10 protein-coding genes are annotated in these 15,166 nt (G+C 51.7%); all 10 read right to left on the bottom strand.

Features of this window, described 5'->3' with window-relative positions; all coding sequences use genetic code 11:
* Nucleotides 1-15: 15 nt before the first annotated feature.
* Nucleotides 16-2,703 carry an RICIN domain-containing protein gene (locus H7C18_RS27725; protein WP_185132380.1) on the bottom strand — a complete coding sequence of 896 codons (2,688 nt, stop codon included), beginning with the start codon at nucleotides 2,701-2,703 and terminating at the stop codon, nucleotides 16-18.
* A gap of 70 nt (nucleotides 2,704-2,773) precedes the next feature.
* Nucleotides 2,774-3,586, bottom strand: coding sequence for a carbohydrate ABC transporter permease (locus H7C18_RS27720; protein ID WP_238358013.1), 813 nt, complete (start codon nucleotides 3,584-3,586; stop codon nucleotides 2,774-2,776).
* 12 nt (nucleotides 3,587-3,598) lie between these two features.
* Complete coding sequence (locus tag H7C18_RS27715) at nucleotides 3,599-4,483, bottom strand: carbohydrate ABC transporter permease (protein WP_185132379.1); 885 nt, start codon at nucleotides 4,481-4,483, stop codon at nucleotides 3,599-3,601.
* A gap of 95 nt (nucleotides 4,484-4,578) precedes the next feature.
* Nucleotides 4,579-5,934, bottom strand: coding sequence for an ABC transporter substrate-binding protein (locus H7C18_RS27710; RefSeq protein WP_185132378.1), 1,356 nt, complete (start codon nucleotides 5,932-5,934; stop codon nucleotides 4,579-4,581).
* Between the two features lie 369 nt (nucleotides 5,935-6,303).
* Nucleotides 6,304-7,911 (bottom strand): response regulator transcription factor, encoded by a 1,608-nt coding sequence (locus H7C18_RS27705; protein ID WP_185132377.1) that lies wholly within the window; start codon nucleotides 7,909-7,911, stop codon nucleotides 6,304-6,306.
* 1 nt (nucleotide 7,912) lies between these two features.
* Nucleotides 7,913-9,724, bottom strand: coding sequence for a sensor histidine kinase (locus H7C18_RS27700; protein WP_185132376.1), 1,812 nt, complete (start codon nucleotides 9,722-9,724; stop codon nucleotides 7,913-7,915).
* A 224-nt stretch (nucleotides 9,725-9,948) separates the two neighbouring features.
* Nucleotides 9,949-10,386, bottom strand: a complete 438-nt coding sequence (locus H7C18_RS27695) for an RbsD/FucU family protein (RefSeq protein ID WP_185132375.1) — start codon at nucleotides 10,384-10,386, stop codon at nucleotides 9,949-9,951.
* 80 nt (nucleotides 10,387-10,466) lie between these two features.
* Complete coding sequence (gene dgoD, locus H7C18_RS27690) at nucleotides 10,467-11,615, bottom strand: galactonate dehydratase (protein WP_185132374.1); 1,149 nt, start codon at nucleotides 11,613-11,615, stop codon at nucleotides 10,467-10,469.
* Nucleotides 11,616-11,631: 16 nt separating this feature from the next.
* Nucleotides 11,632-12,684: an aldo/keto reductase gene (locus H7C18_RS27685; RefSeq protein ID WP_185132373.1), complete on the bottom strand. Its 1,053-nt coding sequence runs from the start codon at nucleotides 12,682-12,684 to the stop codon at nucleotides 11,632-11,634.
* Nucleotides 12,685-12,704: 20 nt separating this feature from the next.
* Nucleotides 12,705-15,110 (bottom strand): glycoside hydrolase family 95 protein, encoded by a 2,406-nt coding sequence (locus tag H7C18_RS27680; RefSeq protein ID WP_185132372.1) that lies wholly within the window; start codon nucleotides 15,108-15,110, stop codon nucleotides 12,705-12,707.
* Between the last annotated feature and the right edge of the window lie 56 nt (nucleotides 15,111-15,166).

The following is a 15,166-nucleotide window of genomic DNA, read 5'->3' as shown; positions in this document are numbered from 1 at the left end:
CGAATCGGTAGATAATCAATTGATCGGAACCAATTGCCATTTTTGATTGGTTCCGCCGTTGTTCGTCCACTGAATAACGGATGCATTATCGGAGACGGAGGCGTTGTTGACGTCCAACAGCTTGCCGCTGTTGCGATTCTCAAGCTGGTAGTAGCCTCCGCCCGCATCGACCGGCTTCCATTGTTGATTGGCTCCTCCGTTATCGGTCCATTGGACGACATTGGATCCGTCCGCGGCGGAAGCTTGATAGACATCGAGGTTTTTCCCGCTATGAACATTGACAATTTTGTAATACCCGCCGTCCGTCGCCGACAATGTCCATTTCTGGTTGTCTCCCCCGTTGTCCGTCCATTGAATGACGGAAGCGCCGTCTTGCGTGGACGCCCCGCTGACATCCAGATTTTTTCCGCTGTTCGCATTCACGATTTTGTACACCGCGTTCGGAGAGATCGATGACGCGAACGCGTAGAAATCCCGCACGTCCCACCAGGCATTCTTCGCCTGAGTAATGACAATCTTGAGGTACCGTCCGATTTTGGCGGGAAACGACGTATCGATGGTGACATTGCTGTTCCCGGTAACCGACGCAACCGCCGTTCCCCAATTGACGCCGTCGGCAGAAACGAAGATGTCGCAAGCGACCGGGTAGTCGCCATTGGTATTCTGATCGCCGGCGAACTGCACCCTGCTCACCGCAGTCGACTGCCCCATATCCACTTGATACCAGTCGCCTACAGCTTGATTCTTGCCGGAGACCCAGCGTGAATTCGGATCGCCGTCAATGCCGTTCATGGCGCCGAAACCGGAATTGGTGCTGGAGGCGGTCGCCGTCCACCCGCTTCTGTCGATCGTGCCGGAATCGGCATTGGAAGACGAACTCTTGATATCCGCATACGCCGACTCGATGCCGGAACCGTTGATGATAGACGAATCCGTCCCGTCATTGTTATATTGCGTGTTATAGCTTTGCGTCCCGTTGAAGGCTAGACCGGGCGCGTTCACATGCACATTGTCGTGAATCGCGTAGCCGCTGCTCCCTTCATCGAAATACAGGCCCAATACCCAATAATCGGCCCATGAAGAAGTGCTGATGTCATGCAAATAGTTGTAGGCAACCGTGGAGTCGGGCTGTTTGGACAGTGTATAGACCGCCCCGCCGTCGGCCATCAGCTGAACGACATGGTGAATATGGTTATATTCGATATGATTGTTGCTCATGGCATTATCGCTCAAGGTCCATCCGTACCCTACCGAAATAGCCGTATACGGCATATTGAACAATTCATTGTGAGAAATGGTAAGACCTTTGGGATAGCCGGCCCCGATCCCCACAGCCCCCTGAAATTCAGTTCCGATATCGTGAATGTAGTTGTCCGTAATCGTGTCGTTCGTGCAAATTTCCCGCGAATCCGAAGGGTTGTAGGGAACATGATATTCCGTATTCTCGTCCTGGGTAAATTTCCCGATCGAAATCCCGTTGCCCGCGATGTCGCTGAATACATTCCCGATGATCATATCGTCATGAGTGCCATACTCAAAATCGAGGCCGGTTGCCCCCATCTGCGTAAAGGTGTTTCTCTCGAACCTTATATGGTGGGCGGCCGCAACCGATACGCCCGCAGGCGGTCTGCCGACATACTGCTTGTTGTCGGTAGTCGCGGACAGATTGTATTGGAACGCCTGCGCATCCACAAAGCCATATTGAGAAGGTCTCATGAACGTGGAATGCTGGAACGTGATGCCTGAAAACCAGATGTTGTGCGCCGGAGCGTCCAGAGTCCCCCCCACATGGACCACCGTCTGGATATTCGGCGCAACGAATTGCGCCGAAGCCATATTTTCGCCGGACCGCGGTTTGTAGTACAAGGTATGGGTGGAGTTGTTCAAATACCATTCGCCGCCCGTATCGATAAATTCATAGGCGTTCTCGAAATAATAGATGTGATCCCCTCTGCTGACTTGAACGCCGATCGTGGGGAAAGGACGGGGAAAGACGATGTTGCTCTCCGGCGTCTGGAATTTTAGAATGGCTTGGGAACCCGATACCGTATAGGAGGACAAGCGCAAGGTCGCATCGCCCCATCCCAGCATGGTATGCATCTCGACTTTGTTGAAATTTCCCCAATTGGATATTTCCGAGCTGTTGATCGTTACCGTTTGATTTGTTTTGTCGGCGGAGATCATCCGGTTGTAGCTGCCGGCGTTGGGGGTTCGAGCGCGAATCGCCTTCTGACCGTTTACGTACAATTGCCTGAAGTCGGAATTCACTCCGCCGAGCGCATAAATATTTTTGGAGGCATCGGATAAGGTCCAACTCCCGCTTAACGTTTGTCCTCCGTCTATAACCGGCTTCTCGCCGGGATAAGACAACCACTTCACGTTATAGCCGTTCGTGCCCGAATCGGAAGCCCCGAAATTGATCGTGTCGCTTGCGGCGTACGTCCCTCCGCGAAGATAAACGACAATATCTCCCGACATGCTGCCGTTTATCGCTCTGACTGCGCTTTGCGCTTTTCCGATCGTTCTGAACGGCGTCTGCGGAGACGTTCCGTTGTTGTTGTCGTTTCCTGTCGGCGATACGTAATAGGTTGCCTGCGTTGCGGCGAAGGCCGGCTGCGCGAAAAATGGGAAGGAACAAAACGAGACCATGAGCAACAGCGCAACGACACTTGCGGCATACCTGCTTATCGCTTTGCTTTTCAAAAATGCTCTCCTCCTTCAAGGCTAAAGTACGAGTCCTGTCTCGGCCCGTCATTTTGGAAAAGCGTGCGGCTTACTTCAAAATAGCGCCAGCCGTAAGCGCATCTTCGATCTTTTCATTCCCAACCATATATACGATAATCGTGGGAAGACTCGAGAGGAGCATGGATGCTCCGATAAGTCCCCAGTCCGAAACGCCGACACTTACAAAAAAGTTCAACAAGCCGACGGTCAATGGACGAAAATGATCTCTGGAAGCAATGATAAAAGCAAGCGGAAATTCGTTCCAGATGCGCATAAAGAGCAAGACGCATTGCGTCACCAGCGCCGGCATAATAATCGGGAAAATAATTCGGAAGAACGTCTGGTAGACGTTCGCTCCATCCATGCAAGCAGCCTCTTCCAGCTCTTTGGGCAGCGAACGAAGAAAGGCATACAGCATGAGTACGCAGGAGGCAATGGAGAATCCCGAGTACGGCAAGATGAGTCCCAGATAGCTATCCTTGAGATGCAACAGCTTCAGCAATTGAAAGAGTGGAATGAGAACGACCTCAATGGGTACGATCAATCCCAGGGACACGTAAAATAACGCCAGTGCGCTGAATTTCCATTGCATTCGGCTCAGACAGTAGGCGAGCATGCTGCCGGCCATCAACGTAATGACGATCGTACCGGCGGTATAAATGGTGCTGTTCTCCAAATAGACAAAGAAATGATATTGCGACAGCGCATTCTTGAAATTCGGCCAATCCCAGGAGCGTGGAATGCCGAACGGATTATTGTAAGCTTCATCTTTGGATTTTAAAGAAATCGAGATCATCCAGTACAGGGGAAACAGAAAGGTGCCGCTTACGAGCAGCCAAAAGCTGCGACTTAATATTCTCAAAACTCTGCCCCCTTAGAACTCTAGTTTTTCCCGTGCAACGAATCGCTGAATGAGAAAGGAGATCAAGAGGCATTCGAGGATGAAAATAACCGCAATCGCCGTTCCTTTTCCGAATTCAGACGTTTCAAAAGCGGTGTAATACATCTGGTATACGACGGTTCTGGATACGTCGCCGGGACCGCCGGATGTCATGACGCGGACTTGCGAATAGAACGCCATGGATCCCAGAGTGGACAGGATGAGGACGTATTTGATAATGTCCTGGAGCAACGGAATCGTGATTTTAACAGAGACTTTAAAGAAGTTGGCGCCGTCGATCAGCGCCGCTTCAAAGTAATTTTTAGGAATGGTCTTGATTCCCGCATAGAAGAGCATGGCATTCAGTCCGATATACTGCCAGAGAAAGGACAACCCGATGCTGGGCATCACCGTTCTCCGTTCTGTCAGCCAGGAATGGGTCCAGGACCCCAGACCGATGGATTTCAACAAGGAATTGAACAGCCCCCAATTCGGGTCGTAGAAGGACACCCACATCTCCGAGACGACCGTCACCGACAAAATGGCGGGGAACATGGCCGATGTCTTGAAGATTCGCCGAAACCACGGGGTCTGAGCATCCATAAATAGAGCAAGCATCATGGAAAGCGGCAACCCGATCAGAACCGAGATCCCGACGATAAGATAAGTATTTCGATGAGCAAGCCAGAAAGAGGAAGACGAGAACGCATCCTTGAAATTGTCCAGCCCGACGAATCCCAAATTCCGAAATCCGTCATTCCGGTGCAGGCTCATCCATATTTCCGGCAATAGCGGATAAACGCAGAAAACGGTAAACAGCAGCAATGCTGGCACTGCAAACACCAATAAGGACCACTTGGTGCTGTAATACTTGTTCATGGCTCTCCCACCGTTGTTTTATTTTTAAGCCGCCCCTCCCGGAATCAAGCTCCGAGAGGGAGTCGGAATTTCATCTATCGATCGATTTCAGTTCCTTATTGCTTAAACCACGTATTTTCGCTCCATGTCTTTTGCATGTCGGCATTGAATTGATCGGCAGAGTATTCGCCGGTCAACAGGTTCGCTCCGTTGGATCCCAGCTCCGCCGAAGTTTTCGAATCCAACGCGTTCAGCGCAAGAGAAGGGATTTTCGTAGGAATCGGATTGTACCAATCGATGAACTTCTTCATCAGCGGGCCTGGTTCCGGCGCTGTATCCCCCGTCTTCAACGACACCTGTCCGCCTGTGGATTCAAAATATTTGGCATCCATCATAGCCAGAAACTCAGCCAGCTTGACGGCCTCGTCTGGATGCTTGGTCTTCGTGCTGACCGCGTATCCGTTCAGAGGAGAACCCCAGTACTGCACGAATTTGCTGGAATCATATTTGTCGCTTGCGCCTGGGAAAGGGAAGAAATCGACGGTGTCGTCCTTCGCCAGATTCGGCAGCTCCCAGGTAAACATCAGCAGCATGGCCGCTTTCTTCGAGGTGAACATCTCCATGGCCGGCCCGTAGTCAAGATTGGCGATGCCATCCGGGAAGAAGCCCGCTTTAACCAACTGCGCAATGCGCGCAGCTCCTTCCTTGACTGCCGGATTGTTAAAGTCCGTCTTGTTGGCTACAAGGTCCTGCATCGCTTGAGGGTCCCCGATCTGGATCATCTGCTGAAGCAGATAAAGCTGCGGCCCCCACCCTCCCTTGCCTTGAGTCGTCGCCGGTACCATGCCCTTGCTTTTGAGCTGATCCGCCGCTTTCAGCAATTCGTCGAACGTCTTCGGAACCTGCACGCCCGCTTGCTCGAACATATCCTTATGATAGAAGATAACCGGAGTAAAATACGTGTCGGAACCCGAAGACAGGCTGTAGATCTTTCCGTCCACATGCTTCAACGCGTCAGGCACGTCGTATTTGTCCAGAAATCCATCCTTGGTAATGTAAGGCGTCAAATCCATGATGCTGTCCGCGCTTTTCAAGGGAGTGAAGTAGCCTGCATCATCCCAGAAAACATCGGGCATATCCCCTGAAGAGTTGAAGGTTTTCATCTTGTTCGCCATATCGTCGCCGCCGCCGCCGGGCTCGAATTCGACGTCCACATTCGGAAACTCCTTGGTAACGTTCGGTTTGATATACTGTTCCATAATGTGATTGCGGTTCTCGTCTGTCGTAATCGTGACGACTCTAAGCTTGATCTTCTCGCCGCTCCCGGAGCTGTTCGAGCTCTGCTCCGACGCGCTTGCGGAATTGCCGGGCGATGACGGATTGTTGTCGTTCTTCGACCCGCAAGCCGATAAACTCATAACCGTAAGCGCTGCCAAAATCGCCATGCCGACTGCCTTTTCTTTTTTTCTCATCGTGATTCCCTTTCCCTTCTCCTCGCTCAAGGCACGAAACGCAATGACTTCTGCCGGCCTTTCGCTTTTGATTTGATCTTGTTCAAGCTCGGTCCGATAACCGGAAGCTTCGTTCTTGCTTAGGGGAACACTCATCCCTCCCTGCTTGCGTCGACTTGCAATTTCAGACTTGACCTCCTTGATCATGCAGCCGTGACACCGGTTGATTCGGATGTTGTAAGCGAAACCAACCTGGGATTTATTTTATTGGCTTTCTTCATCCGATTACAGAGAATATTCTCGGTGCGTAAGGAAATTTATCGGGGAAAAAAAGAAGACGCAAGAGACAGAAGGCTGAAAGGTCTCATGGCGCCCGGTATCGGAATCGTGCTATTGGATATTATGGATATACTTGCTCGGAGAGATCCCCAAATACTTTCGAAAGCACTTGCTGAAATAATTCGAATCTGCGTAACCGACCTGACTCGCGACATATTGAACGACTTGGATGCCTTGGTCGAATAAGTCTTTCGCTTTTTTGATGCGCAGTTCGGTCAAGTAGTCGTTAATCGTGACGGAAGTCTCCTTCTTGAACACATAACAAAGATGATTGTAATTCATGTTCACATACTTGGCGATATCTTCGATTCGCAGGTCCTCGTTACGGTAATGATCTTGGATATACGCCTTAACCTCTTCCACCACTTTGACCGTTCTGCTTTGCTTCCTGTCCTGAACATGCTTCATCACCTTCAGAATGAAGGTGCGAGTCCAGCTTTCCAGTCGGCCGATAGAGTCCAGACTCCCGATTTGTTGGAAAAGATCCCGATGGCCCATTTCCGGAAAAATCCGCTCAAAGCTTTGCGACGTTTCATCCAGAAATTCCAGACAGGTGGATACAATTTCAAGACCGGACAGCAGAAACATTTCCATACTGGCATTCCTGTCGAGCGCATCCCGGAAAAACGCCGTGATCCAAGCCTCCGTCTCGGACAGATCTCCGATGCGCAAGCACATCAATAAATTGCTTCTCCTCTCCAAAGTAAATAAGCTGGCTTTCATTCCCGACTCTGAAATCATCGAATGAAGAATGACCTGATTGCCTCCAAGCACAAACCGATGTTTAAGGGCATACAACGCTTCTTGGTAGGAGACGCTGATCGACTCCAGACCGCGATGTCCATTGCCGACACCGATGGTTACCGTGCAAGGCAGGCGCGCCTGGACGGATTGTCGAATCATCTCGCAGAGCGACTCCATTCTGTCGCCGGAGTCCTCTTCCATGCCGATAATGATGACAAACCGATCATTCATATCGTAACAGGTCGTATTCACACAATTCTCCGGTATCCGTTCTTGCGCGATATCCTGAACAGCCAGCTTGTAAATTTGCTTGTTTTCTTCGGAAACGATATTTTCATTCGAATCGATCTCAAGTACGATTACTGCATAGCAAGGGGCATCCAGATTAATACCTAAATATTTCAACCGCTCTATGTTTTTAGAGGGATTCATTATATCCTGACCTTGCAGCCACTTGTTTAGAAACCGTTCCTTCAAGACGGGCAAATTCTCTTTTGCTTGTTTTTTCAATTCCTCCAGTTCAAGGCCTGCAGATCTTTCCTTCTGAATGAGGTTCTTCAAGTCAAGCAAGGAGTCTCGGAGTTCCTCCTCGTTAATCGGCTTCAGCACATAATTAAAAACGCCAAGCTGTACTGCTTGTTTGGCATATGCAAATTCATTGTGACCGGTCAGCACAATAAATTTCGGGTCCCGTTCGCTCCCTCTGACATTCTGTATAAAATCGATACCGTCCATGATGGGCATATTGATATCGACCAGCACAATATCCGGCTCCCATTCAGCCATTCGAGCAAGCGCCTCTTCCCCGTTTTTTGCCTCGCCTGCAATCCGAAAGCCCAGTTCCTCCCATGGAAGCGTAACTTTCAGCGCTTGCCTGAAGTAATATTCATCGTCGACAATCAATACTTTGTACATGTCATTCCTCCTGCGATGGTATGAACGGCAGACGGATCTTGACTTCGGTATAAGAGCCTGGCATGCTTGCGATCTCCAAACCGTATTTGTCGCCGTAGAGCATTCGAATTCGATTATGAACGCTTCTGACTCCAAAGCTTGCGCTATCCCCCGAGCTTCCGGATTCCTCCAATATTCTCCTGACTTGCGAGTTTTCCATCCCCGCCCCGTTATCGAAGATCGCAACGATCACGTCATTCCCGCAGCGGCTTCCGGCAATGCGCAGTAAACCCTTTTCCGTTTTTTGCTTCAATCCATGGTAAATCGCGTTTTCTACGATCGGTTGAAGCGTCAGTTTGGGAATGGAGCCTCCCAATATCTCCTCATCGATCGACATCGTATATTCCATGTACTCCACATAGCGCAATCGTTGAATCTCCAAATAGCTTTCCGTTAACTGAATCTCTTTGCTGATGGGAATGATATCGTTGCCCTTGCTCAGCGATATCTTGTAGAAATCGGCCATATATTTCGCCGCGGCAATCGCTTCCGTACTCATATTCAACTTGATCAGCGATATGATCGTTTCAACCGTATTATACAAAAAATGGGGTTTGACCTGGGATTGCAGCAGCTTGAACTCGATCTCCGATTTTGTCCTTTGCTCCTCGACGTTCTCCGCCATAAGCGCCTGGATTCGGTCCATTAAATTATTGAACCCGTCGCTTAAATATCCGACCTCGTCTTTTGACGGGGAAGAGCTTCTGACGTCCAGCATGCCGCTCCGAACGAATCTCATGGTCTTGGAAAGCCGGAAGATGGGCCTCGTGATCGAGCGTGACAGCAGATAAGAGATAACAAGCGCGAACAGTAAGCATACAAAGCCGGTAAGCATGATAATTTTATTGATTTCCTTGCGCTCCACCGTAATTTCATCCAGCGGCACCACATTGACGATCGACCACTGCAACGGCTCGAAATGATCAATGGACACCAGCATTTTTCGGTTTCCGACTTCTCTTATGTAACTGGCATCGCCGCTTTGCGAATCCGGAATCGAGATAGAGGCGGCTTGATTGAATTTCCGATACAAATTGGCTTTGTTTTGACTGGAGATGATGTTCCCGTTGCGATCGAGTATGTAATACTCTCCCCCGTTGTTATTCGGTTTCTTCTCGTAGATCGAGGATATCGCCGATTCACTTACATATAAAACAACCATGCCAATGACTTTGCCGGTATCCTTATGGACCACCGTCTTGGTCACTGCAAAAACATTATCATCCCCTTCGTAGCGGAATTTAAATTTGATCAAACCCGTCCAGAACGGCCTATTGGAATGCTCGTTGCTGGTGGGGCTGTTCCCAAAAATTTGAGATGCGAAAGCATTATCGGCGTAACCTACATCGACCCATTGATGATTGGCGGCAAGCACGCTGGCCGCTTTGATCATCGTATTGGGCTCCACGATGTTGCTGGTCACTTCGGAGATCGTCTTCTTCATGGATAGGTTGTCAAGTCCTGCAACGGACTCTTCTGTCGAGGGGGTTGGGTGTGCCAAAAGATCGTTGTAAATCTCGCTCTGCAGTCTGTAATCGGTCGCTAAAATTTTGGAATAGTCCTCAGCCGTCGAAATGACCGTTTGCAGATTATTATCAATCAGAACAAGTTCTCTTGACGAATCGTTCATCGCTTTCTTGATTATGACATTCTGAGAAACGATATTGGCAAAAAAAGCAAGCGTGGAGACGCAAATCAGAATGATCAAAATATTGGTGGTGAAGATTTTATTTTTGATCGAGATCCCGCTGTAAATAAGTGAAAGCCTTTTCAAATATGATCCCGCCTGTCCGTTTTCTATCTATCAATTGGCAAATACAAGGGTCCTTCGAGTTGAAAGGATCAGAGCTATTATAGCACAAAGACATCAGGAATATTGCAATGCCAACCATAAATGGAAATAAGCCGGTTTCATAAGCAAAAAGAACGACCGAGTAGAAAGCTTCTACTGCAGGCCGTTCCCCTTTTTTCATTTATGTTCCGATACGGGCCGATCCTTTATTCATTTTCCGTCACAACGCCCTTTTTCAGGATTACGTTCGCAAAACGCGCTCTTTCCCCGGTAGCCGCCACCGCGTACGCCTTACTTGCCCTGTCGTAGAACGAAAACCGTTCCATATATTCAAATCCGCTGAAATGGTCATTATACTTTTTTATGCATGAGAAATATTCATCCCATATATGCGGCTGATAGGGATTTCCGGGCGTCACCGCCATCAGCGCCACCGGTTGCCGTACCGCGTAATCGAGCGGAAAGAACTGCAGCACCGCGTCGAGCAGCGCCATCGCGCCGTGACCGTCGCAGCGCACGAGCCTTGCGGCGGTGCTTGCCGCCGGGAAGTTCCCGTCGGCAAGGACAATCTCATCCCCATGCCCCATTTCCATCAAAACCTTCATTAGCTCGGGAGAGAGTATCGAGGGAATCCCCTTCAGCATAAGAAAACTTCCCTTCCGTTTTTATATTTCTTCCAGCCGGTTGGCAGAGGCGTCCGGGACGTCGAGGGGGCCTTTGGGTTCTACCACTCCGCGGGGACCCCGTCGCCAAGCCTCCAGACCGGATTTCTCCAATGGTGGCCGACCGCCGCCATTTCCCTCACTTTATCCTCGTTGACTTCGATGCCAAGACCCGGCTTGTCCAGCCTGCCGATATGCCCATCCTTATACTCAAAAACGGTAGGATCCTTCAGATAGTCAAGCAGGTCCGAACCCTGGTTATAGTGGATGCCAAGGCTCTGCTCCTGTATAAAGGCATTGGGTGTGCAAAAATCCAGCTGAACGCAGGCTGCGAGCGCAATCGGCCCAAGCGGGCAGTGCGGGGCGATGGCAACATCGTAGGCCTCTGCCATGGCGGCAATCTTTTTGGCTTCCAGAATGCCCCCGGTATGGCTTAGATCCGGCTGCAGGATATCCACGCCGCCGTTATGAAGCATGTTTTTATATCCCCAGCGGGTATAATTGCGCTCACCCGTCGCAATCGGCGTGGAGGTGTGCCGCCGAAGCTCCGCGAAAGCCTCCTCGTTCTCCGTCAAAACCGGCTCTTCGATAAACATCAGTTTAAACGGCTCCAGTTCTTTCATCAGGACCCTTGCCATGGCTTTATGCACTCTTCCGTGAAAATCCAGGGCGATATCCATTTTATACCCCAGAGCATCCCTTACGGACTGCACCCGGTCCAGGACATCCTGAACGACTCTGAAATTATCGATCCAGCCGATCTCCGGCGTGGCGTTCATCTTGACGGCAGTATAGCCCTGCTTGAATTTTTCAAGCGCCGCGGTCGCCACATGGTCCGGCCGGTCGCCTCCGATCCAGCAATAGACCTTCAGCTTCTCCCTGACGGCCCCGCCCAGCAATTCGTAAACCGGTGCGTTCAAGGCCTTTCCCTTTATATCCCACAGCGCCTGCTCGATGCCCGAGATGGCGCTCATCAGGATCGGCCCGCCGCGGTAAAAAGCGCAGCGGTACAGAACCTGCCAAATATCCTCAATTTCATTGGCGTTTCTTCCAATCACATAATCCTTCATTTCTTCGACGGCGGCAGCCACCGTGTCGGCCTTGCCCTCGACGACCGGCTCGCCCCAGCCTACGAGCCCGGATTCGGTCGTAATCTTGAGAAAAAGCCAGCGGGGCGGCACCTTGAACAATTCCATGCTTTTGACTTTCACGACCCCGTACCTCCCATTAGTAAATTCGGCTGTTATTCCTGTTCTCGTAGTAGTCCGGGTTGGTTCCAAGCTTAGCCAGCACCGGCTCGCTGAGCTTATTGAGCCTCTCGATGACATCGCGCGGCAGCGGCTCCGAGGCGGCCTTTACATTTATCATCAACTGCGCGACATTGCGCGAGCCGACCAGCGTGCTGGTGATCCCTTCCCCGGCCATGGCCCACGCAAGAGACAGAGTCGGAATGTCGGTATGGATCTCCGCGGCGATTTCCTTCATCCCGCGAAGCAAATCAAAGATTTCCTCCTCGGCCCCTTCCTCCCCGTGACGGGACATGTCGCCGCCTCTGGTATAATGGAAGTGCCTTGAGTGAGCCCGGGGAGCCGAGAGAGAATCTGCGGTGGAGTGCGCCCCCGTGAGAATGCCCTGCTGCATGGCCATGTAGCCGAGAACTCCGATTTGATTGTCGACGCAATACGGCATAATCCCGTCCTCGATGGCCCTGGATATGAGATTGTACGGCAGCTCGTTGACCGCGATATCGGCGCCTGTCTGCCTTGCCTCTTCCATCTGCCGCAGGCCGTGATTGCTGATGCCGACCGCACGGATCTTGCCTTCCCTGCGCAGCTGCATCAGGGTGTCGAAAGCCTCCTGAACCGTGGGCGGCGAGGAGATGAGGCTCTGATCGGCGGTAAAATGCTCGATGGCCTTCTGGTTAATCGGCCAGTGCAGCATATAGATATCGATGTAATCCGTGCCAAGCCGGCGAAGGCTTTCCTCGCAGTGCTTTCGCAGAGCGGCAGATTTGGTGTTGGAGGTGCTGACCTTTGTGCCGATGACGGCCTGCGTCCTCCTGCCCTTGAGCGCAAGTCCCAGCGACCGCTCGCTCTCTCCGTCGTTATATACCTCAGCGGTGTCGAAATAATTGATTCCCTGGTCGAGCGCGGCGTGCACGACGTCGTTCACGTCCTTCTGACTCTGCTCGCCCCAGTACGCTCCTCCGCCGTATGCCCAGCATCCCATGCCCAGCACCGAGAGCGAAATATATGTCTTCCCCAACCTTTTTCTTTTCATGCGATTAGCCCTTTCTATATTCAATTTTGCAGTGGCGTTACGTAGTAGACCTCATTTGCCTTTGCCGTAAATTCCACACAAAAATCGTTGAGCCTTGTCACATCCGCGGCCCTGTCGGCCGCCGCGACGGCAATGGGAGTCTTCGCCCGCACTCTGCATCTGCCGTCAAGTTTCGGTTTCAATGCGGCAACCGCCAGGTTTCCGTCCTTCCACCGGATATCTACCTCGCATCCGCCCCTGGCCCGCAGTCCCGCAACGGACCCGGCTGTCCATACCTTGGGCAGAGCCGGCAGCAGTTTTATCTCGTTTTCATGGCTCTGCAGAAGCATCTCGGCGATCCCGGCGCAGACGCCCTGTATTCCCTGATTGCCTTCAAACGAAGGAGTTACCGTGCTGTCTTCCTCGCGGGGATGAATGCTGACGTCGCACAGCATGCGGTAAAGATAACTATGCGCCTTGTCCCCTTCTCCCAGCCTTGCGTAAAGGTTGATTTTCCAGGCGCCCGACCAGCCGAGCTTATCTTCTCCCCTTCTGTCCAGAACCGCTTTGACCGCTTGTGTCAGCTCCGGGCTCTTCTGGGGCGTAATATCGTCATCCGGGTAAAAGGCAAACAGGTGCGAGAGGTGACGGTGCCCTACCTCATACTCTTCAAAGTCGTAATACCATTCCTGCAATTGCCCGTGTTTACCTATCTTGTGCGGCGGAAGCCTGCGCAGAGCTTGCTCCATTCTGCCGCTCAGTTGCGCGTCCGTTCCGAGACTCGCGCATGCTTCGATACAATTCCTCAGCAGGCAGCGGATCATCTGCGTGTCTATGGAAGACCCCATGGAAAGCCCCGTGGGAGTGCCGTCCGCCGGATTGATAAACTCGTTCTCCGGCGAAGCCGACGGGCATGCGACAAGATGGCCCGTTTCGGGGTCCTCGACCAGCAATTCCATACAGAACAGGGCTGCGTCCCTTAGAATAGGATATATCTTTTGCAGGTACTCCCTATCGGGCATATACCTGTAATGCTCGTACAGCTGCTGGCACAGCCATGCCCCGGCCGTGGGAAAAAAGCCGAAATGCGGCGAAGGGCTCGTAAACGCCGTATTCATCCAGATATCGACTCCATGGTGCGCACACCAGCCGTCAAACCCGTATACCTCTCCGGCGGTCCTTTTTCCCGCCTCGTACAGCTGTTGTACGAAAAATAAAAGAGAGTCGTTGATTTCAGGCAAGTTGGTGCTTTCAACCGGCCAATAGCACTCCTGAATATTGATGTTTAAGGTCCAGCGCCCTTCCCATCTGCCCATAAGGTCGTTCAGCCAGATATTGTGATTGTTAAAGGCAAAGGTGCCTTCCCTTGCGGCGGCAAGCAGCAGATATCTCGCATACTGGAAGTACGTGGCGGCGAAATGAGCGTCGTCTCTGCCGTTCCTGAGGTCCTCGAGTTTTTCCGTCGTATCCTCTTCGGGGTGCATGTCGGTGCCGAGGAAAAGCCTGCAGCTGCCGAAACGCGGCTGATAATCCTGCAGATGCCTCTCCAATAGAGTCTCGTAATGCAAATCGCCGGCTTCCAGATACTTCATGCAGGCTTCCTGCTCGTCTGCGGAGATGTCATCCCACTTTACGAAGTTGGTCGCGCCCGCCAGGATCAAAGTGGCCTCGTCCGCGCCGCTAATCCGAATGCCCGCCACCGGTTGCCGACCTTCGCCGGCATCAACGGATACGGCCGACTGCACGCCTCCTCGCGAAGCCACTCTCAGACCCGCCTGCCACTTCATTTGACTTCTGATGAGCGGATCATATGGGGTTTGCGTGTCCGTCATAAGCTGATCCTGCACCCGGCCATTCATGACGAGAGTTCCATTCGCATCCACCGCGCTCGTTGCGTCTGTGTGAAGGGTATCGAACCAGGCGGTAAAGCTGATTTTTCCGGGCTTGTCCGCGCTCAGCCTCAGAACCACCACCTGATCCGGAAAGCTGGCGAATACCTCTCTTTTGTAGGTTACGTCGTCGCTGCGATAGGAAACCGATGCGACAGCGTTATCCATATCCAGTTGCCTTCGATAATCCGAATAATCGGTATGATCGTCGAATCTCACATTCAGAACGCCCATGGCCTGATAGCATTGAGTGTACATGGGGCGGCTGCCAAGCTTCATGATTTCCTTGTCCGCCTGCGTGTAGTCCTTCTCCATGATCAGTTCTCGGACCTTTTTCAAAATCTCGGGGCCTTGCGCATTGTTGGGATTATAAGGGCTGCCAGTCCATAACGTCTCGTCGTTGAATGTTATTTTTTCCTGGAAGGGATTGCCGTAGACCATTGCGGCGAACCGTCCGGTCCCAAGCGGCAGCCCTTCCCAAAACTTGGTTGGAGGGGTTTTATACCACCACAACGAGCCCGGGTATGCGAAGCCTTTTTCCACGTCTTCAAGTTTCATTTTCTTTTCTCCTCCCTCGTAAAAACTGGTCATCCGTCAGGGGACAAAGCCTGCGG

It is taken from the genome of Cohnella zeiphila, from assembly GCF_014212055.1.
Taxonomy (GTDB): Bacteria; Bacillota; Bacilli; order Paenibacillales; family Paenibacillaceae; genus Cohnella; species Cohnella zeiphila.
This window is presented reverse-complemented; position numbering and strand designations above follow the sequence as displayed.